The sequence below is a fragment of the Halomonas kalidii genome, from assembly GCF_030010475.1.
GTDB classification, from domain to species: Bacteria; Pseudomonadota; Gammaproteobacteria; order Pseudomonadales; family Halomonadaceae; genus Halomonas; species Halomonas heilongjiangensis.
The window spans coordinates 54,245-72,851 of sequence record NZ_JASCQN010000011.1 but is presented as its reverse complement, the minus strand read 5'-3'; the positions used below and the strand labels follow the sequence as shown (position 1 = coordinate 72,851).

Genomic DNA, 18,607 nt, shown 5'->3' with positions numbered 1-18,607 from the left:
CCCTATTGGCAGTCTGGCTCGACTGGGGACGCAACCCCCGAGGAGTCTGTTTCGTGTGCCGGGTTACAAGTGCTACGTCATCAAGAGTTTGAACATGCTGTTATCTCGCTTGCGGGAAAGTTCGTCGGCAACGGTGCCGGACGTTCGAAAGTTGTGGTCAGCTCGATGAACCGGTGTTCCCGAGCGGAGGTCAAGAGGCCTTCCATGAGCTCCATCGAGTGAAGAGCCATCGAACCGCTGGCACGTTCGGCACGCCCCTGGCGAATGGCATAGGCCATATCGACCAGGCCAATACCGCGACTGTTCTCCGCATGGCTGGTCGAGTTGAAGGGGTGATCACTGGGTACTTCATACCAGTCGCTGAAGGGCTTCTGACGCGGCATCCCTTTCCAGCGATAATTCTCACATGTTCGTAGCCGTACCCTGCCGCCGAAGAGATTGGGGCCATCGAGTGGGTCAATATCATCGATACAAAGCGTGCCTCGAGTGCCGTAGATTTCCAGGCGGGGTAGTTCGGAGTCCCAGACATCGAAGCTGGTAATGAAGGTCCCGATAGCACCACCGACAAACGCCAGAGTGCCGGTGATATGAGTGTCCACCTCAACATTGATCGTCTCACCTCGTCGAGGCTCACTTTCGATCACGCGTGTATCGAAGGCACGATTTGCCATGGCACTGCAGCGAGAAACCGGCCCTAGCAGGGACAGCAGTGCGGTTATGTAGTACGGGCCTATGTCCAGCAAGGGGCCGGCCCCCTCCTGGTACAGGAAGTCTGGGTTAGGGTGAAACCACTCCTGGCCGTGGCTGACGACGAACGCACTCGCACCGATTATCTCACCCAAGGTACCGTTGTCGATCAGCTTGCGGCAGGTCTGCAGCCGGCCACCCAGGAAGGTGTCAGGGGCGCTGCCGACATACAGGCCCTTGCGCTTTGCTAGTGCCATGATTTTCTGGCTTTCTGCAAAGCCGGCTGCGAGGGGCTTTTCGGTATAGAGGTGTTTGCCCGCCGCCAGCGCCGCTAGATTCAACTCCGCATGCACTGCCGGCACGGCCAGATTCAGGACAATATCGATGTCCGGGTCGCTGAGCAGCTCCGTGCTGTCGGTATACGCCCTTGGTATCCCATGCTGGGCAGCGACTCGCCGGGCCTTTTCGAGACTCCTCCCGGCACAGCCCACTACCTCTACGAGGTCATGGTAATGCTTGAGGTTATTAAAATAGACATTGCTGATGTTTCCGATGCCCAAGACGCCTACTCTGAATCGCTGCATTATCAACCCTCTACAATCATTGATACGTATCTACCGGTAATCGATATCGACAGGATTAAGAACATTTATACCCCATTACTAACAATTGGATCAAAGATTCTATTTTGTCAGTCGCGACATCCTGCCGTGGCTGAATGCGGGGTCACATCAGCCAACGGTGAACGTCAGGGAAACGCCATACACCGTGGGAGCGACTGGCGGTGTAAGGGAACCCTCGGACGAAGCGAAAGACAAGAAAGTGAAATTCTATGGGCAGAGCAGCTGCGATCTTCGACAGTCGGCGGGCTTTTCCTGCACATAAGGCCAGGAACTTCTTGAAGCACCCGCCAGAAATAGCAAGAAAGTGAAATCATGGTGTCCTGAGGGCTGCTGTAATGGGGGCGACTGGGTGGAAGCCCAATACCCATGACAACAGCCATCGGAGTCACCAAGATGAGTATGCGAATCGCCAGCGCACCCTGCTGCTGGGGCGTCGACAACGTCAACAATCCCCATCTGCCGCCCTGGCAGAAGGTCCTGGACGAGGCCGCCCAGGCAGGTTACAAGGGCCTGGAGCTCGGTCCCTACGGCTACCTCCCCCTGGATCGCGAACGCCTCGGGCAGGCCCTGGATGAACGCGGTCTTAAGGTCGTCGCCGGCACCATCTTCGACGACCTGGTCGATCCGGCCAATCGGGACAGTCTGATCCGCCAGACTCATGAGATCTGCGCCTTCCTGAAGCAGCTTCCGGAACTTCCCCGCGAGCCGGGCCAGCACTACCCGGCACCCTACCTGGTGGTGATCGACCACGTGCACGCCGAGCGCAGCCGCTACGCGGGCCATCCCGACCAGGCGCCGCGCCTCGACGATACGCAGTGGGGCACCCTGATGGAACACATCCGCGCCATCGCCGAGCTGGCCAGCCGCGAGTACGGCATCCGTGCCGTCATCCACCCCCATGCCGGGGGGTATATCGAGTTCGAGGACGAGATCCTGCGGCTGATGGAGGCTATCCCCTACGAAACCGCGGGGCTGTGCCTGGATACTGGCCACCTCTACTACTCCGGCATGGATCCCGTGACCTGGATCCGCGAACACGCCGGGCGCATGGACTACCTGCACTTCAAGGATATCGAGCCGAAGATCTTCGACGACGTCATGGCTAGGCAGGTGGACTTCTTCGATGCCTGTGCCCAGGGGGTGATGTGTCCCATCGGCGAAGGCATCGTGGATTACGATGCCATCTACCGGCTGCTTCAGGAGATCGATTACCAGGGCTATATCACCATCGAACAGGAACGTGATCCCCGCGATGCGGATGGCAGCCTCGCCGACGTCACGGCGAGTCTCGAGTACTTGAAACGCCAGGGCTTCCAGGCGGACGTCTGATACAGGAGGAATGACCATGATCCAGGGAGACCTGAAAGTCGCAGCCCCGATTCGCTGGGCGATGGTGGGCGGCGGCCGCGGCAGCCAGATCGGCTATATCCACCGTTGCGGGGCGTCGCGCGACAACAGCTTCCAACTGGTGGCCGGCGCCTTCGACATCGACCCGGCCCGCGGGCGCGAATTCGGCAAGTCGCTGCGTGTGGCGCCCGAGCGCTGTTATCCGGACTACCCGACGCTCTTCGCCGAGGAGGCCAAGCGCGATGACGGTATCCAGGCGGTCTCCATCGCCACGCCCAATAGCACCCACTTCGCCATCTGCAAGGCGGCGCTGGAGGCCGGGTTGCACGTGGTCTGCGAGAAGCCGCTGTGCTTCAGCGTAGATGAGGCTGAGGAACTCCGTGCCCTGGCCAGGGAGCGGGGGCGCATCGTCGGTGTGACCTATGGCTACGCCGGGCATCAGCTGATCCGCCAGGCGCGAGAGATGATCGCCAACGGCGATCTCGGCGAGATCCGCATGGTCCACATGCAGTTCGCCCATGGCTTCCACAGCGAGGCCGTCGAACAGTCCAACCCCGGCACCCGATGGCGGGTCGATCCGCGCTACGCCGGGCCCAGCTACGTGCTCGGCGACCTGGCGACCCACCCTTACTACATCGCCGAAATGATGCTGCCGGAGCTGCGCATCAAGCGACTGCTGTGTTCGCGCCAGAGCTTCGTGGCCAGCCGCGCGCCGCTGGAGGACAACGCCTACGTGCTGATGGAGTACGAAGGTGGCGTCATGGGCCACCTCTGGACCTCGGCAGTCAATGCCGGCTCCATGCACGGCCAGAAGGTGCGGGTCATCGGCTCCCGGGCCAGCGTCGAGTGGTGGGACGAGCACCCCAACCAGCTACGCTACGAAATCCAGGGCGAACCGGTGCGGATTCTGGAGCGCGGCATGGACTACCTCTATCCCCAGGCGCGACAGGATGATCGCATCGGCGGCGGCCACCCCGAAGGGCTGTTCGAGGCATGGGCCAACCTCTACTACCGCTTCGCGTTGGCCATGGAAGCACAGGATCGCGGCGACACCGAGGCCATAGAGGCGCTAGGGATACCCGATATCGATGCCGGGGTCGAGGGCGTGCGCTGGGTGGAGAACTGCGTGCGATCCGCCGATGCCGGGGCGGTATGGATCGACTATCGCTAACGGCGAGGGCGCCATGGGCTGGCGCCCGTGGGTAGCCTTGAGGGAAGATGATGGACATCAGCCGTCGTTCCGGAGGGCCGTCGATGATCCAGCGGTTCCTGAAGCCGGGTGCCGGTAGTCGGCTGACCATCGAGCACCCGGCCGAACTGCTCTACATGTGCAAGGCCGAAGGCAGCCAGAGCGAGATGCCCCGGGCCATGCACCGCCACGACGACTGCGCCGAGATCGTCTTCATCCGCGAGGGGCAGGGCACCCATATCATCGGCGGGCGCGAGTACCGCACTCGTCGCGGCGACGTGCTCGTCTACAACAGCGGCACCCTGCACGACGAGTCGGCTCGGCCCGAGGTGGGCATCGGCGCCTACTGCTGCGGTTTCCGGAGCCTCAAACTCAGGGGGCTGCCGGTCAATCACCTGGTGCCCGAGCTGGGGTGTCCGGTGCTGGCCAGCGGGGAACACCGGGCGGCGTTCGAGAGCCTCTTCGAACTGTTGTACGACCAGGTCGGCGTGGGGCAGCGCGGTGCCGGCGAGATCTGCCATCACCTGCTGCAGGCGCTGATCCTGCTGGTGGGGCGGCTGATGGAGCGGCCGGAGCCTCGGCTCGAGTCTCCCGGCTACGACCTCGGCCGGGAGGTAAGGCGCTATATCGACGAGCGCTACGCCGAGGAGCTCGACCTTCAGGTCATGGCCGAGCGCTTCAAGGTCAGCCCTTACCATCTTGCTCATCGCTTCAAGGCGGCGGTGGGCTGTTCGCCCATCCATTACCTGATCCGGCGCCGGGTCGGCGAGGCCCAGTCCCTGCTGATCAATACCGAGCTGAGCGTCGCCGAGGTCGCCGAGCGGGTGGGCTATCGCCATGCCAGCTACTTCAATACCGCCTTCAGGAAAGTCGTCGGGGTGACTCCCGGCGGTTACCGCAAGCGCTATCTGACGGACTGACCCGCGCCTTTCCCCTCCTGGTCGGGAAGATGCCACGTCTCGGGGCATTCACTGCTGCGGAACAGCCGCTGCGCCGTGTCACGGTTGCACCGTTCGGCGAGAATCTCGCGATCCCCGCTGAGCGCCTCCAGCAGGGGCTCGGTGGGGTGGCGCACGGTGAGCAGGGTCAGGTCGTCGTGGCGCTCGAGGGCATAGTCGGCGGCCAGTGACTCGACCAGCGGCTCGAGGCGCGCCGGGTGCGCGTCGAGGCAGAGCGACAGGCGCGTGGCGCCGCTGTCGACCAGGTTGGCGTGCTCGCCGGCCTCGACGAGGCGGCCGAGGATGTCGTGCTGCCTGGCCTCGTCCATGAACGAGAAGTCCCGGGGACGGAGCTCCAGCAGCACCTGCTCCTCGGCGAGGATGAAAGCCGGCGTGACGGCGCTCGCCCCCTCGGCCGAGATGACGCTGGGCGGGGCATCGAGCTCCTCGAAGGAGCGAACCTTCAGCGGGATGCCCTTCTCCCGCAGCGGGGCCAGGGTCTTGGGGTGGATCACCTTGGCGCCGTGCCAGGCCAGTTCGATGGCCTCGTCGTAGGAGAGCCGCTGCAGCTGCACGGCGTTGTCGAAGCGGCGCGGGTCGGCGTTGAACAGCCCCGGTACGTCCTTCCAGATCACCAGCTCCCCGGCCTCGAGGCAGTGGGCGAAAATCGCCGCGCTGAAGTCCGAGCCTTCCCGGCCGAGGGTGGTCGAGACCCCGTCGGGGGTGCCGCCGATGAAGCCCTGGGTCAGCAAGAGCCTGTCGCCGTCGAGGGCGCGGATCCGTTCGCGGGTGGCGGGCCAGTCGACATTGGCGGCCTGGTGGCGGGCGTCGGTGACGATCAGCTCCCGGGCGTCGTGCCAGTCGGTAGCGGTGCCGATCTCGTTGAGCCAGGCGGCCACGAGGGTGGTGGACAGCAGTTCGCCGAAGCAGATCGTCTGATCGTAGTGGAAGGGGCGCGGCTCCTGCCGGTGCGTTCGATGGCGACGGTCGAGCTCCTCGAACAGTGCTTCGACCCGTTCGGCGACGGCGGCTTTCCGGTCGCCGAACAGGGCGTCGACGGTGGCGAGGTGAGCGCTGCGCAGCTCGTCGAGTCGGCTGCGGTAGTCCCGGTCATCGTAGCTGCGCGCGGCGGTGAGCAGCGCCTCCAGGGCGTTGGTGGTCTTGCCCATGGCCGAGACCACGACCACCAGCGGGCGCTCCCGGGTAGTCGCCAGCACTTCGCCCAGATGGCGGATGGCCGCGGCGTCCTGGATCGAGGCGCCGCCGAACTTGTAGACCGTGGTCATCCCTGGCTCTCCCTGTCTGTCGAGGTTGCTATGGGCACCATGCGGCAAATCCGGGCCAGGGAGAAGGGGGGAGGGTGGGAGAGGGAAAATGAGTGGCACAGGAACGAAAGAAGCACCCGCGGGTGCTTCCTTCGTCATGGCCCCTCGCGCTCAGGAGGCATCGTGGATCTCGCCCAGTGGCCCGAGCGCGCTTCTGGCCTCGCCGGAGAGGTCCTGCGCTCGCCAGAAGGGGGCGTCATAGTTAGTTTCAGTTGCGGCCGGCCATGACGCCACCGTCCACGTCCCAGGTCGCGCCGGTGACCCAGCCGGCCTTGTCCGAGAGCAGGAAGGTGACCACCTCGGCGACGTCCTGGGGGGTGCCGATCCGACCGATCGGGTGGAAGTCGTTGAAGCCCTGCAGGGCGCCGTGTACCTCGTCCTTGGGGATAAAGCCCTCGTAGATCGGGGTCTCTACCACCGCCGGCGATACCGCGTTGACGCGGATCTGCTTCGGCGCCAGCTCCATGGCCAGGTGCTGGGTCAGCGAATGCAGGCCGGCCTTGGCCATGGAGTAGGCCGACGACGGGGTCGCCGCGATGGCCTGTTTGGCCCACATGGAACCGATGTTGACGAACGCGCCCGGACGATTCTTGGCGACCAGGTTGGCGGCAACTTTCTGCGTGATAAAGAAGAACGCCTTGTTCAGCGACTGGTACTGGTCGTAGTCCGCCTTCTCATGCTCCAGGAACGGCTTGGGGAGAAACAGGCCGGCCGCATTGACCAGCAGGTCAATGTCCGAGTGCTGCTCGTCGAGGGTCTCGAGCAGCGCCGCGAGCCCCTCGTCGCTGGCCAGGTCCGCCGTCAGCGCCTCGACCCGGCCCAGGGCGGCGAGCTCTTTGCGCGCCGCTTCGGCCTTGTCCGGGCGATGGCCCAGGATGACCGCGCTGCCGCCCTCGGCGAGGACTTCCCGGGCCGTCTCCAGCCCCATCCCGCTGGTGCCACCGACGACCAGCAGTTTCTTGCCTTGGAATTGATTGCTCATGATGAAACCTCTCGTTACTGGAAGAAAATCTATTTATCCCGGCCGGCCAGGGTAGCCCCGTCGCCCGCAGTGGATCGGGAGGCGCCGATTTCCGGCTTGGTTGGCATTCTTCGCCGATTTCCTTCCACCAACAAACGAGATAATGTGTCCATGACTGAAAGAAAAACTTTATCGATATGAAGACACCGGTGCACCTCAACGCCCTGCGCGCCTTCGAGGCCAGCGCCCGGCACCAGAGCTTTTCCGCCGCGGCGACCGAGCTCAATGTCACCCCCGCCGCGGTCGGGCAGCTCGTGCGTACCCTGGAGGAGTGGCTGGGCATGCCGCTGTTCCACCGTGCCAGCAGTGGGCGGGTTCGGTTGGTGCCCACCGAGGCGGCCGAACGCGCGCTGCCCGATATCCGGGCGGGTTTCGACCGGCTGACGCTGGGACTGGAGCGGCTCAAGGAGGAATCGGCGAGTGGGGTGCTCACCGTGGCTGTCAGTCCGGCGTTCGCCGCCAAGTGGTTGCTGCCGCGTATCGACGGCTTCCAGGCGGTTTGTCCCGACACGGACGTTCGCCTGGACACCAGCCTCAAGCCGGTGGATTTCGTGGCTCAGCGGATCGATATCGGCGTGCGTTACGGCATGGGTGCCTGGCCAGGGCTGACGGCGGAGAAGCTGATGGACGAGGAGGTCTATCCGGTCTGCTCGCCGAACCTGCTGCATAATGGGCGCCTGAAGGCGCCGGCGGACCTGGCCCGGGAGACCCTGATCCACGACCTGTCGATGGACGACCAGTCAGGCTTTCCTTCTTGGAGCGTCTGGCTCAAGGACGCCGGCGTAGCGGAGGTGGGCACCACTCGCGGCCTGCGCATCAACAACTCCGCGTCCGTCTTGCAGGCGGCCATCGACGCGCATGGCGTCGCCCTGGCGCGCAGCGTCATGGCGCGTGATGATCTGGCCGCGGGGCGGCTGGTCAGGTTGTTTCCGGAACTAAGGTTCGCCTCCCCCCTGGCCTATTACGTGGTCTATCGCCCCGAGTGCGCTGGCCTACCGAGACTGAAGACGTTCCGTGACTGGCTATTCGAAGCAGCGGCGAACTGATGCAGAAGCCGGAAGGTGATGGAGGACGCCTCCCCTGATGCCAAGAGTTGTTGGCAGCTGATCGACAAGTCAGGAGGAGCACAAGGCGCCGTGAGCCTTGAGTTCTTGGAAGAGGGCGCCACGCCCCGGAAATTTCAGGTTCGGGGCGTGGCGTATCGCTTTACGAGGGTGGGGCTTCAGCTCAGCCGCTGCATATAGTCCACATAGCCGAAGGTCCTGACCGTGCGCACCTCGCGGCTCGTCTCGCCGATGCGGCAGATCGACGGCAGGCGGATGCCGTTGAAGGTGGTGGTCTTGACCATGGTGTAGTGGGCCATGTCGGTGAACACCAGGCGGTCGCCGATGGCCAGCGGCGCATCGAAGGAGTACTCGCCCACCACGTCGCCGGCGAGGCAGGTCAGGCCGCCCAGCCGATAGCTGTGGGCCTTCTCGCCCGGTTCGCCGGCGCCGATGATCTCCGGCCGGTAGGGCATCTCCAGCACGTCCGGCATGTGCGCCGTGGCCGAGGTGTCGAGGATGGCGATGGGGCCGCCGTTCTCGACGATGTCCAGCACCGTGCACACCAGATAGCCGGTGTTCAGCGCGATCGCCTCGCCGGGCTCCAGGTAGACCGTGAGGTGCGGATGGCGCGCCTTGAAGTCGCGGACCACCCGCACCAGCCGCTCCACGTCGTAGTCGGACCGGGTGATGTGGTGGCCGCCGCCGAGGTTCATCCACTGCATGCCGGCGAGGTAGTGGCCGAACTTCGCCTCGAAGGCTTCCAGGGTGTGTTCGAGGGCATCGCTGTTCTGCTCGCACAGGGTATGGAAGTGCAGCCCCTCGAGCCCCGCCAGATCCTCCGGTGCGAGGTCCGCGGCCCGGGTGCCGAGCCGCGAGCCGGGGGCACAGGGATCATAGAGCGGCACCGCGCCGGTGGAGTGCTCCGGGTTGACCCGCAACCCGCAGGAGACCCGGCGCGGCGCCCCCGCGACGGTGTCGCGGAAGCGCCGCCACTGGCCCGGCGAGTTGAAGCTGAGGTGGTCCGCGTAGCGCAGCACCACCTCCATCTCCGGCTCGGTGAAGGCCGGCGAGTAGACGTGCACCTCGCCGCCGAAGGTCTCGGCGCCGAGGCGTGCCTCGTCCTGGCCGCTGGAGGTGGTCCCCACCAGGTACTCGCGGATCATGGGGAAGCAGTCCCACATGGCGAAGCCCTTGAGCGCCAGCAGGATCCTTGCCCCGCTGCGTTCCTGGACCTCGCCGAGGAGCTCCAGGTTATTGCGCAGCAGGGCGTCGTCCACCACATAGGCCGGCGACGGGCAGGCGTGGATATCGAAGGTGAGGGGGGTCATCCCAGCAGGTCCACCTCGGGGTCGAGCTCGACCAACTGCCACGGCAGGCCCATGTCGCCGATGCGTGCCATGAAGGGGTCGGGGTCGAGCTGTTCGACGTTGAACACGCCCTCGCCCTTCCAGAGCCCTTCCAGCATCAGCATGGCGCCGGTCACCGCCGGCACGCCGGTAGTATAGGAGATCGCCTGGGACTGCACCTCCCGGTAGCACGCCTCGTGGTCGCAGATGTTGTAGATGTACACCTTGCGCCGCTTGCCGTCCTTGATGCCGTCGAGGATCACGCCGATGTTGGTCTTGCCCTTGGTGCGCGGGCCGAGCGACGCCGGGTCGGGCAGCACCGCCTTGAGGAACTGCAGCGGCGTGACCTGGCGACCCTCGAACTCGATCGGCTCGATGCTGGTCATGCCGACGTTCTCGAGCACCTTGAGGTGGGTGATGTACTTCTCGGAGAAGGTCATCCAGAAGCGGATGCGCTCCAGTCCCTTGATGTTCCGCGACAGCGACTCGAGCTCCTCGTGGTAGAGCAGGTAGAGGTCCTTCTCGCCGATGCCGTCGAAGTCGAAGGTGCGCTTCTCGGCGAGCGGCGCGGTCTCCTTCCACTCGCCCTTCTCCCAGTAGCGGCCATTCGCGGTGATCTCGCGGATGTTGATCTCGGGATTGAAGTTGGTGGCGAAGGGGTAGCCGTGGTCGCCGCCGTTGGCGTCCAGGATGTCGATGCGATGGATCTCGTCGAACAGGTTCTTCTGGCCATAGGCGCAGTAGATGTTGGTCATGCCCGGGTCGAAACCGCAGCCCAGGGTGGCCATGTTGCCGGCGCGGGCGTAGTGCTCCTGGAAGGCCCACTGCTCCTTGTACTCGAACTTGGCCTCGTCGGGGTGCTCGTAGTTGGCGGTATCGAGATAGGGCACGCCGGTGCGCAGGCACGCCTCCATGATGGTCAGGTCCTGATAGGGCAGGGCCACGTGGATCAGCACGTCGGGCTGGAACGACTCGATCAGCGCGACCAGCGCCTCGACGTCATCGGCGTCCACCTGGGCGGTCTGGATGGAACGGTCCAGCTGGGCCGCGATGGCCTTGCACTTCGCTTCGTTGCGGCTGGCCAGCATGATCTCGCTGAAGACCTCGGGATGCTGGGCGCACTTGTGGGTGACGACGCCACCGACGCCGCCGGCGCCGACAATCAGGACTTTGCTCATGGGTTCGAATCCAGATCGGGAAAAATGGGAGTGTCTTGACCTCGCCCAGGGCCCGTCGTCTCGGTGGACCGGCGAGAGGGCGCAGATAATGGCCCCCCCTGAGGCTGGTATCAAGTGCTTTTCGCGTCAAGGCCAAGGCGAAAGTGCGGGGGGAGGGGCGCCGGTTGCCGGGCCGTCCCGACGGCGAGGCGCCCATCGCCCTCGGGTGGGTGCCCGGTGAGGCCGCCAGGAACGAAAAAAGCACCCGTAGGTGCTTGATTCGTCGACTTGATTGGTGGAGGCGGCGGGAATTGAACCCGCGTCCGCCAGTACTCGCCCATTGGCTCTACATGCTTAGTTCCGTCTTTTGATTTAACGCTACTGGCTCCGACGGGCAGGATCCAGCGACGCGATTCCTCGTCAAGTTTAGCGATTGGCGAGAGGACACCACCAACCGCGATCCCATCAGTCTTGGCTCATATCCCGTCGGCGATGAATGGGCACATCGCGTTCGGGCCGGACTAGAAGCTAACAGCGTTTAAGCTGCCAGCGCGCCCTGAGCGTAGTTGTCGTCGTTTGCGACTATTTAGTCATGATGTTGGATTTACGAGATACATCACGCTCTCGGCATGCACCGCAGGGGTTGTCACCGGCGTCGAAACCATGTCGCCCCCATAGCGCCTATCCTATCAGGATGGACGGTCTTGTGACACCTCAGGCCTTGTTTTGTTCGCGCATGATGCGCCCCTTCTGCCGCTGCCAGTCGCGGTCCTTCTCGGTGGCCCGCTTGTCGTGCAGCTTCTTGCCCGTCACCAGCGCCAGCTCGCACTTCACCCGGTTACCCTTCCAGTAGAGCTTGAGCGGCACGCAGGTGTGCCCCTTCTCCTGGGTGCGCGAGAAGACCCGGGCGATTTCCTTGCGATGCATCAGCAACTTGCGGGTGCGGGTCGGGTCGGCCACCTCGTGGGTGCTCGCGGTGTTGAGCGGCATGATATGGCTGCCCAGCAGCCAGGCCTCGCCGTCCTTGATCAGGATGTAGGTGTCCGTCAGCTGCGCCTTGCCGGCACGCAGGCTCTTCACTTCCCAGCCGGCCAGCACCAGGCCGGCCTCGAAGGTCTCGTCGATGTGGTACTCGAAGCGTGCCTTCTTGTTCAAGGCGATGACGTTGCTGCCGGGCCCCTTGCCCTTGGCGTTCTTGTTGGCCATGAAACCTCGTGTCGTGTTCTGCCGATGGCGGCTCCCCCTCCGACATGGGGGGAAGCGTGATACCATTCAAGGCCCGAAATAACGGCTCATGATACGCCCTGGGCACGGTGAAGTCAGCGGAGAGCTCAATGCCAACGGTCAATCGGTCCGCCATGGTGCGGCACACCCCTCAGGAGATGTTCGACCTGGTCAACGACTTCGAGCGTTATCCGGAGTTCCTGCCCGGGTGCCGTCGCGCACGGTTGATCGAGCGCGACGATTCCCACCTGATCGGCGAGATGACCCTGGGGCGGGCCGGTATCGAGCAGAGCATCGCCACCCGCAACGACCTGATCGAGCCCGATCGCATCGAGATGTCGTTGGTCAGCGGCCCCTTCAAGCGGCTGCGCGGTCGCTGGCTGTTCATCCCCATGGGGGAGAATGCCTGCAAGGTGAGCCTGGAGATGGAGTTCGAGTTCGCCAGCCGGCTGCTGGGCATGGCCTTCGGCAAGCTCTTCCAGCAGGTGGCCGGCCAGCTGGTGGACTCCTTCACCCGCCGTGCCGATGACATCTATGGCCGCTACTGAGATCGCGGTCGAGGTGGCCTTCGCCCTGCCGGATCGGCAGCGCCTGGTCACCCTCGCCGTGCCGGAAGGCACCACGGCCCGCCAGGCCGTGCGGCTCGCCGGGCTGGAGCGCTATTTCCCCGAACTGCCCGCCGAGACCTTCCTCGACGCCGACCTCGGCATCTTCGGCAAGTCGCTGCGCGATCCCGAGCGCCACGTGCTGTGCACCGGCGATCGCGTCGAGGTCTACCGCCCGCTGGTGCTCGACCCCAAGGCGGCCCGCGCCGAGCGCGCCCGCACCAGACGCTGACGCCCCGGGCCGAGGGAGATCGGCGCCGGGGCGTCATTGAGGGCGGTGCGGTTCAGAAATCGGACGGTTCGCTGGCCGGCTCGCCGCCCTGGGGAACGCGGGCGCCGCCCTCCGGCTCGGGTTGCGGCTCCTGTGCCGGCATGGCATCCAGCCCATCGGCGCCCTCGGTGCGCGGGCCGATGCCCTTGATGGGACGCAGCTCGATGTCGCCACTGAGGTCGCCCTCGCGCTCGACGTTGGCCAGGCGGTCGCCGGCAAAGGTCAGGGTGACCCGGCGGCGGTCGACGCCGCCATAGGCCTCGTCGAGGCGGAACACGTAGTCCCACTGGTTGGCATCGAAGGGGGCCTCCAGCAGCGGGCGACCCATCACTCGGACCACCTGATCTCGGCTCATGCCAGGCTGCAGCTGTTCCACCATGTCGGCGGTCACCAGGTTGCCCTGAGGGATGTCGCGCTTGTAGACACCGAAGTAGCTGCAGCCGCTGCTCAGTAGCAGGATGGCCGAGAGGGTGACGATTCCAGTCAACTTTTGCATTTGCGCCTGTTCTTCACTATCGTGGATTCGGTCGATCATACCCGACCCTACCCGATACTGCGAAGAGCGACCATGGCCGACCAGAACCATGAATTACGCAAGGCCGGTCTCAAGGTGACCCTGCCGCGCGTGAAGATCCTGCAGATCCTGGAGAATGCCCCGGGACAGCACCACCTGAGTGCCGAGGACGTCTACAAGGCGTTGCTGGAGGCCGGTGAGGACGTGGGCCTGGCCACCGTCTATCGCGTGCTTACCCAGTTCGAATCGGCCGGCCTGGTGGTTCGCCACAACTTCGACGGCGGCCACGCCCTGTTCGAGCTCTCCCAGGATGAGCACCACGACCACATGGTCTGCCTCGAGAGCGGCGAGATCATCGAGTTCTTCGACGAGACCATCGAGCGTCGCCAGCAGGAGATCGCCGAGGAGCACGGCTTCGAGCTCGTCGACCATGCCCTGGTGCTCTATGTGCGCCCCAAGGGCTCCAAGGCGACCCGCCAGGAAGGCATCCACCCGAAGAAGTGATCGCGCCGCGTGGCGTGCCCTGGCCTGAACATGCACACGGCCCCGATCGTCGATCGGGGCCGTGTGCGTTGCGGCCCAGGGGGCAGTCAGTGATGGGCGCGCTGGCTGGCGTCGAGCATCTCCCGGGCGTGGGCCGCCAGGTGGGGAGTCGGTCGGAGGGGTGGCCCTAGTGGTGAGCGCCCTGCTGGCTGGCATCCAGCATTTCCCGGGCGTGGGCCAGGGTTCGGTCGGAGAGGCTGACGCCGCCCAGCATGCGGGCCAGTTCGCCGACCCGGCCGGCCTCGTCGAGCAGCGCCATGCGGGTCAGGGTGGTGTCGCGCTTCGCCCGCTTCTCGATATGCAGGTGGTGGTGGGCCTGGGCGGCCACCTGGGGCAGGTGGGTGACGGTCAGCACCTGGCCCTGCTCGCCCAGCCGCCGCAGCAGCTGGCCGACGATCTCGGCGGTGGCGCCCGAGACCCCCACGTCCACCTCGTCGAACACCAGGCAGGGGATGGTCGAGTGGCGCGCCGCCACCACCTGGATCGCCAGGCTGATGCGTGACAGCTCGCCGCCCGAGGCCACCTTGGCCAGCGGCCGCGGTGGCTGGCCGGGGTTGGCGCTGATCAGGAAGCGCACGCTCTCCAGGCCCTCTGCGGCCGGGGTGTCGCGAGTCTCCACCTCCACCGCGAAGCGCGCCTTGTCCATGGCCAGGAAGGCGAGCTGCTCCTGCACCGCCTCGCCGAAGCGCACGGCCGCCCGGCGTCGCGCCTCGCCCACGCCGCGGGCCTGCTCGCGCCAGGTGTCGCGCAGGGCGTCGACCTCGGCGGTGAGCGTCTCCAGGTCCTGTTCGCCGCCCTCGAGCTCCTCGAGCTCCCCCAGCAGGCGGCGGTGCAGAGCGGTGACCTCCTCGGGCAGCACATGGTGCTTGCGGGCGATGCGGTGCACCTCGCCGAGGCGCTCCTCGACCCACGCCAGGCGTTCCGGGTCGAGCTCGGTGGTGCCGGCGAAGTGGTTGAGCTCGCGGGCCGCCTCCTCGACCTGGATGCGGGCCTCGCCGAGCATCGTCAGGGCGTCGGCGAGGGCGCCGCGGTCGCTGCCCGGCAGCGCCGAGAGCCGGTTGATCGCCTGGGTCAGCAGGGTCGCGGCACCGCCCTCGTCGTTGTCGCAGCACTCGGCGGCGAACTGCGCCTCGCGCAGGCGCTCCTCGGCATGGGCGAGCTCCTCCTGCTCCGCTTCCAGGCCCTTGAGCTCGTCCTCCGCCAGGGCCAGCTGGTCGAGCTCCTCGACCTGGTAACGCAGTAGCTGGCGGCGAGCCTGGAGCTCGTCGCCGTCCTCGGCCAGCCGCTTGAGGCGACGCCGGGCCGCCTGCCAGCGGCGGAAGGTCTCGCCCAGGGCCGCCACGGCCTCGCGCTGGCCGGCGAAGTCGTCGAGCAGGCGCAGATGGGTCTCCTCGCGCAGCAGCGCCTGGTGGGCGTGCTGGCCGTGGATCTCGATCAACCGTTCACCGAGCGACCTGAGGTCGGCCGCCGTGGCCGGCTGGCCGTTGATCCAGGCCTTCGAGCGGCCGGCGGCGGTGACCACCCGGCGCAGCAGGCAGTCGTCCGCGGGCAGCTCGCGCTCCTCGAGCCAGGCGCGCGCCGCGGGCAACCGGTGGATATCGAAGCGGGCCGAGAGGTCGGCGCGCTCGCGGCCGTGGCGCACGCTGGCGGCATCGGCTCGCTCGCCCAGGCAGAGCCCCAGGGCACCGAGCAGGATCGACTTGCCGGCGCCGGTCTCGCCGGTGATGGCGGTCATGCCGGTGGCGAGCTCCAGCTCGAGGTGATCGACGATGGCGAAGTCGCGAATGGCAAGCTCTGTCAGCATGACGCCTCCCCGGGGCTCGTTCGAAACCACTGTCTATTCGTACACATGTTGTGCGTTTATACAGTAGTCCAGGGGGGCCGACAATGCACGTCGACGCCATCGGAGGACGCCGTGTCGTTGTCATGGCTTGAGTTCGGCGCACCCAGCCCCATATATCCCCGCAGACGGCGAACACGTTTCGACATTCCCGTGGGTGGCGCGCGCGTCGCCCCCCCAGTTTTCACGAGCGGTATTTCAGGAGAGACACATGGCCAAAGACCCCCAGACCCCGCTTGACGAGGAACTCGCCCGCCAGGAAGAGGAGGCCGAGCCCCAGGCACAGGAGGGCGAGCTGGAGGCCGCCATCGAGGGGGCCGAAGAGGCCGAGCTGGTCGCCCGTGAGGCCGAAGCCTCCGACAATCCGGAGGCCGAGGTGCTGGCGGCCCGCGTCGAGGAGCTCGAGCAGAGCCTGGCCGAGGCCAAGGACCAGGCGTTGCGTGCCGCCGCCGAGGCGCAGAACGTGCGCCGTCGTGCCGAGCAGGAGGCCGAGAAGGCGCGCAAGTTCGCCCTGGAGAGGTTCGTCAAGGAGCTGCTGCCGGTGGTCGACAGCCTGGAGAAGGCGCTCGAGGCCATGGGCGAGGACGCCACCGAGGCGCACCGCGAGGGCGTCTCGATGACGCTGAAGATGCAGCACGACGTGCTCGGCAAGTTCGGCGTCGAGATGGTGGAGCCCCATGGCGAGCCCTTCGACCCGCAGTATCACGAGGCCATGGCCATGGTGCCCAACCCCGAGCTCGAGCCCAACACCGTGATGGACGTGATGCAGAAGGGCTACCTGCTCAACGGTCGCCTGGTGCGACCGGCCATGGTGGTGGTCAGCCAGGCCGCCGGCTGACGGCGAGCAAAAATGGGGGCGGCGGGTCTTGAAAAGCGCCGAGCGGCCCCCAGATAGACGACAACTCCGCGGCGCAGGCCGCAGAACGCGACTTTCAGAAACATTGCAACGACTTTCGAGGATTTCCTATGGGACGCATCATCGGTATTGACCTGGGGACCACCAACTCCTGTGTTGCCGTGCTCGACGGCGACAGCGCCAAGGTGATCGAGAACGCCGAGGGCGCGCGCACCACGCCGTCCATCATCGCCTACACCGATGATGGCGAGATCCTGGTGGGCCAGGCGGCCAAGCGCCAGGCGGTCACCAACCCGACCAACACCCTGTATGCCATCAAGCGCCTGATCGGCCGTCGTTTCAAGGACGACGTCGTGCAGAAGGACATCAAGATGGTGCCCTACGCCATCACCGAGGCCGACAACGGCGACGCCTGGGTGGAAGTGAAGGGCAAGAAGCTCGCCCCGCCGCAGGTCAGCGCCGAAGTGCTGAAGAAGATGAAGAAGACCGCGGAAGACTACCTGGGTGAGACGGTCACCGAGGCGGTCATCACCGTGCCGGCCTACTTCAACGACTCCCAGCGCCAGGCGACCAAGGACGCCGGTCGCATCGCCGGGCTCGAGGTCAAGCGCATCATCAACGAACCCACCGCGGCGGCGCTGGCCTACGGCATGGACAAGTCGCGCGGCGACAAGACCATCGCGGTCTACGACCTGGGCGGTGGTACCTTCGACATCTCGATCATCGAGGTGGCCGACGTCGACGGCGAGACCCAGTTCGAGGTGCTGGCCACCAACGGCGACACCTTCCTGGGCGGCGAGGACTTCGACCTCAAGCTGATCAACTATCTGGTCGACCAGTTCAAGGCCGACAGCGGCATCGACCTGTCCGGCGACAACCTGGCCATGCAGCGCCTCAAGGAAGCCGCCGAGAAGGCCAAGATCGAGCTGTCCAGCGCCCAGCAGACCGACGTCAACCTGCCCTACATCACCGCCGACAACACCGGCCCGAAGCACCTCAACGTCAAGGTGACCCGGGCCAAGCTGGAGTCGCTGGTGGAAGACCTGGTGCAGCGCTCCATGGGGCCGTGCAAGACCGCGCTGGCCGACGCCGGCCTGTCGGCGTCCGAGATCGACGACGTCATCCTGGTCGGCGGCCAGACCCGCATGCCCATGGTGCAGAAGAAGGTCGCCGACTTCTTCGGCAAGGAAGCCCGCAAGGACGTCAACCCGGACGAGGCGGTGGCCGTGGGGGCGGCGATCCAGGGCGGCGTGCTCGGCGGTGACGTCAAGGACGTGCTGCTGCTCGACGTCACCCCGCTGACGCTGGGCATCGAGACCCTGGGCGGCGTGATGACCCCGCTGATCGAGAAGAACACCACCATCCCGACCAAGAAGACCCAGACCTTCTCGACCGCGGATGACAACCAGACCGCCGTGACCATCCACGTGCTGCAGGGCGAGCGCAAGCAGGCCGGGGGCAACAAGTCGCTGGGCCGCTTCGACCTGGCCGACATTCCGCCGGCGCCGCGCGGCGTGCCGCAGATCGAGGTCGCCTTCGACCTGGACGCCAACGGCATCCTGCACGTCTCCGCCAAGGACAAGGCCACCAACAAGGAGCAGTCGATCGTCATCAAGGCCTCCAGCGGCCTCTCCGACGAGGAGATCGATCAGATGGTCCGCGACGCCGAGGCCCACGCCGACGAGGACAAGAAGTTCGAGGAGCTGGTGGCGCTGCGCAACCAGGCCGACGGCATGGTCCACGCCTCGCGCAAGACCCTCGAGGAGGCCGGCGAGCAGGCCAGCGCCGAGGAGAAGCAGGCCATCGAGAGCGCCATCTCCGAGCTCGAGGAGGCGCTCAAGGGCGACGACAAGGACGCCATCCAGAGCAAGCTGGATGCCCTGACCGAGGCCTCCGGCAATCTGGCCCAGAAGATGTACGCCGCCCAGGCCGAGGCCGCGCAGCAGGCCGAGGGCGAGACCGGTGAGGCCGGTGCCAAGCAGGAAGATGACGTGGTCGACGCCGAGTACGAAGAAGTCAACGACGACCAGAAGAAGCAGTAAACCACGACATCTGAACCACGGATGACGCCAGCG

Annotated in this window: 17 protein-coding genes and 1 other RNA gene; 9 read left to right on the top strand and 9 right to left on the bottom strand. The window is 65.7% G+C overall.

All coding sequences use genetic code 11. From position 1 onward, the window contains the following. Positions 1–80: 80 nt before the first annotated feature. Positions 81–1,271 carry a Gfo/Idh/MocA family protein gene (locus QLQ85_RS02230; protein WP_282737491.1) on the bottom strand — a complete coding sequence of 397 codons (1,191 nt, stop codon included), beginning with the start codon at positions 1,269–1,271 and terminating at the stop codon, positions 81–83. 432 nt (positions 1,272–1,703) lie between these two features. Between QLQ85_RS02230 and QLQ85_RS02225 the strand changes: the two genes are divergently transcribed. From QLQ85_RS02225 to QLQ85_RS02215, 3 genes are all read left to right on the top strand, one after another. Beyond that, the gene (locus tag QLQ85_RS02225; RefSeq protein ID WP_282737490.1) at positions 1,704–2,639 is read left to right on the top strand and encodes a TIM barrel protein; all 936 of its coding nucleotides are present in this window, start codon (positions 1,704–1,706) and stop codon (positions 2,637–2,639) included. A gap of 16 nt (positions 2,640–2,655) precedes the next feature. Beyond that, positions 2,656–3,828: a Gfo/Idh/MocA family protein gene (locus QLQ85_RS02220; protein WP_282737489.1), complete on the top strand. Its 1,173-nt coding sequence runs from the start codon at positions 2,656–2,658 to the stop codon at positions 3,826–3,828. An 83-nt stretch (positions 3,829–3,911) separates the two neighbouring features. Further along, entirely contained in the window at positions 3,912–4,766 is an 855-nt protein-coding gene (locus QLQ85_RS02215) for an AraC family transcriptional regulator (RefSeq protein WP_282737488.1), read from the top strand. Here QLQ85_RS02215 and QLQ85_RS02210 read toward each other — a convergent pair. Both QLQ85_RS02210 and QLQ85_RS02205 read right to left on the bottom strand, forming a co-directional pair. Continuing rightward, positions 4,751–6,070, bottom strand: a complete 1,320-nt coding sequence (locus QLQ85_RS02210; RefSeq protein WP_282737487.1) for an aspartate kinase — start codon at positions 6,068–6,070, stop codon at positions 4,751–4,753. The two genes, QLQ85_RS02215 and QLQ85_RS02210, sit on opposite strands and share 16 nt — an antisense overlap. Before the next feature lie 247 nt (positions 6,071–6,317). Next, positions 6,318–7,091: an SDR family NAD(P)-dependent oxidoreductase gene (locus tag QLQ85_RS02205; protein ID WP_282737486.1), complete on the bottom strand. Its 774-nt coding sequence runs from the start codon at positions 7,089–7,091 to the stop codon at positions 6,318–6,320. A gap of 176 nt (positions 7,092–7,267) precedes the next feature. Between QLQ85_RS02205 and gcvA the strand changes: the two genes are divergently transcribed. Continuing rightward, positions 7,268–8,176 carry a transcriptional regulator GcvA gene (gene gcvA, locus QLQ85_RS02200; RefSeq protein WP_282737485.1) on the top strand — a complete coding sequence of 303 codons (909 nt, stop codon included), beginning with the start codon at positions 7,268–7,270 and terminating at the stop codon, positions 8,174–8,176. Positions 8,177–8,352: 176 nt separating this feature from the next. Here the strand turns inward: gcvA and nspC are convergent, their stop codons facing one another. The 4 genes from nspC to smpB form a co-directional block, all read right to left on the bottom strand. Then, complete coding sequence (nspC, locus tag QLQ85_RS02195; protein WP_282737484.1) at positions 8,353–9,504, bottom strand: carboxynorspermidine decarboxylase; 1,152 nt, start codon at positions 9,502–9,504, stop codon at positions 8,353–8,355. Continuing rightward, positions 9,501–10,700, bottom strand: coding sequence for a saccharopine dehydrogenase family protein (locus tag QLQ85_RS02190; RefSeq protein WP_282737483.1), 1,200 nt, complete (start codon positions 10,698–10,700; stop codon positions 9,501–9,503). Before QLQ85_RS02190 ends, nspC begins: the two co-directional genes overlap by 4 nt. 272 nt (positions 10,701–10,972) lie before the next feature. Then, positions 10,973–11,353: a transfer-messenger RNA gene (gene ssrA, locus QLQ85_RS02185) on the bottom strand. 40 nt (positions 11,354–11,393) lie between these two features. After that, complete coding sequence (smpB, locus tag QLQ85_RS02180) at positions 11,394–11,885, bottom strand: SsrA-binding protein SmpB (RefSeq protein WP_102628574.1); 492 nt, start codon at positions 11,883–11,885, stop codon at positions 11,394–11,396. 128 nt (positions 11,886–12,013) lie between these two features. On the opposite strand from smpB, the gene QLQ85_RS02175 reads away from it, so the two are divergent. Beyond that, positions 12,014–12,451: a type II toxin-antitoxin system RatA family toxin gene (locus tag QLQ85_RS02175; protein ID WP_282737482.1), complete on the top strand. Its 438-nt coding sequence runs from the start codon at positions 12,014–12,016 to the stop codon at positions 12,449–12,451. After that, a complete protein-coding gene (locus tag QLQ85_RS02170) occupies positions 12,438–12,740 on the top strand; it encodes an RnfH family protein (RefSeq protein ID WP_282737481.1) in 303 nt (100 codons plus the stop codon). Before QLQ85_RS02175 ends, QLQ85_RS02170 begins: the two co-directional genes overlap by 14 nt. Positions 12,741–12,792: 52 nt before the next feature. Here QLQ85_RS02170 and QLQ85_RS02165 read toward each other — a convergent pair whose 3' ends face one another. Continuing rightward, the gene (locus tag QLQ85_RS02165; RefSeq protein ID WP_282737480.1) at positions 12,793–13,275 is read right to left on the bottom strand and encodes an outer membrane protein assembly factor BamE; all 483 of its coding nucleotides are present in this window, start codon (positions 13,273–13,275) and stop codon (positions 12,793–12,795) included. Between the two features lie 72 nt (positions 13,276–13,347). On the opposite strand from QLQ85_RS02165, the gene fur reads away from it, so the two are divergent. Then, complete coding sequence (gene fur / locus QLQ85_RS02160; protein WP_102628578.1) at positions 13,348–13,797, top strand: ferric iron uptake transcriptional regulator; 450 nt, start codon at positions 13,348–13,350, stop codon at positions 13,795–13,797. 166 nt (positions 13,798–13,963) lie between these two features. Here the strand turns inward: fur and recN are convergent, their stop codons facing one another. Further along, a complete protein-coding gene (gene recN / locus QLQ85_RS02155) occupies positions 13,964–15,640 on the bottom strand; it encodes a DNA repair protein RecN (protein WP_282737479.1) in 1,677 nt (558 codons plus the stop codon). A gap of 247 nt (positions 15,641–15,887) precedes the next feature. Between recN and grpE the strand changes: the two genes are divergently transcribed. Further along, on the top strand, positions 15,888–16,514 hold the full coding sequence (grpE, locus tag QLQ85_RS02150) for a nucleotide exchange factor GrpE (RefSeq protein WP_102628580.1): 627 nt from the start codon (positions 15,888–15,890) through the stop codon (positions 16,512–16,514). A 128-nt stretch (positions 16,515–16,642) separates the two neighbouring features. After that, entirely contained in the window at positions 16,643–18,574 is a 1,932-nt protein-coding gene (gene dnaK / locus QLQ85_RS02145; protein ID WP_282737478.1) for a molecular chaperone DnaK, read from the top strand. Positions 18,575–18,607 lie beyond the last annotated feature (33 nt).

Excerpts from the sequence above, each read along its gene's own strand:
- QLQ85_RS02230 (WP_282737491.1), bottom strand. The coding sequence starts at position 1,271 with ATGCAGCGATTCAGAGTAGGCGTCTTGGGCATCGGAAACATCAGCAAT.
- QLQ85_RS02225 (WP_282737490.1), top strand. The coding sequence starts at position 1,704 with ATGAGTATGCGAATCGCCAGCGCACCCTGCTGCTGGGGCGTCGACAAC.
- QLQ85_RS02220 (WP_282737489.1), top strand. The coding sequence starts at position 2,656 with ATGATCCAGGGAGACCTGAAAGTCGCAGCCCCGATTCGCTGGGCGATG.
- QLQ85_RS02215 (WP_282737488.1), top strand. The coding sequence starts at position 3,912 with ATGATCCAGCGGTTCCTGAAGCCGGGTGCCGGTAGTCGGCTGACCATC.
- QLQ85_RS02210 (WP_282737487.1), bottom strand. The coding sequence starts at position 6,070 with ATGACCACGGTCTACAAGTTCGGCGGCGCCTCGATCCAGGACGCCGCG.
- QLQ85_RS02205 (WP_282737486.1), bottom strand. The coding sequence starts at position 7,091 with ATGAGCAATCAATTCCAAGGCAAGAAACTGCTGGTCGTCGGTGGCACC.
- gcvA (WP_282737485.1), top strand. The coding sequence starts at position 7,268 with ATGAAGACACCGGTGCACCTCAACGCCCTGCGCGCCTTCGAGGCCAGC.
- nspC (WP_282737484.1), bottom strand. The coding sequence starts at position 9,504 with ATGACCCCCCTCACCTTCGATATCCACGCCTGCCCGTCGCCGGCCTAT.
- QLQ85_RS02190 (WP_282737483.1), bottom strand. The coding sequence starts at position 10,700 with ATGAGCAAAGTCCTGATTGTCGGCGCCGGCGGCGTCGGTGGCGTCGTC.
- smpB (WP_102628574.1), bottom strand. The coding sequence starts at position 11,885 with ATGGCCAACAAGAACGCCAAGGGCAAGGGGCCCGGCAGCAACGTCATC.
- QLQ85_RS02175 (WP_282737482.1), top strand. The coding sequence starts at position 12,014 with ATGCCAACGGTCAATCGGTCCGCCATGGTGCGGCACACCCCTCAGGAG.
- QLQ85_RS02170 (WP_282737481.1), top strand. The coding sequence starts at position 12,438 with ATGGCCGCTACTGAGATCGCGGTCGAGGTGGCCTTCGCCCTGCCGGAT.
- QLQ85_RS02165 (WP_282737480.1), bottom strand. The coding sequence starts at position 13,275 with ATGCAAAAGTTGACTGGAATCGTCACCCTCTCGGCCATCCTGCTACTG.
- fur (WP_102628578.1), top strand. The coding sequence starts at position 13,348 with ATGGCCGACCAGAACCATGAATTACGCAAGGCCGGTCTCAAGGTGACC.
- recN (WP_282737479.1), bottom strand. The coding sequence starts at position 15,640 with ATGCTGACAGAGCTTGCCATTCGCGACTTCGCCATCGTCGATCACCTC.
- grpE (WP_102628580.1), top strand. The coding sequence starts at position 15,888 with ATGGCCAAAGACCCCCAGACCCCGCTTGACGAGGAACTCGCCCGCCAG.
- dnaK (WP_282737478.1), top strand. The coding sequence starts at position 16,643 with ATGGGACGCATCATCGGTATTGACCTGGGGACCACCAACTCCTGTGTT.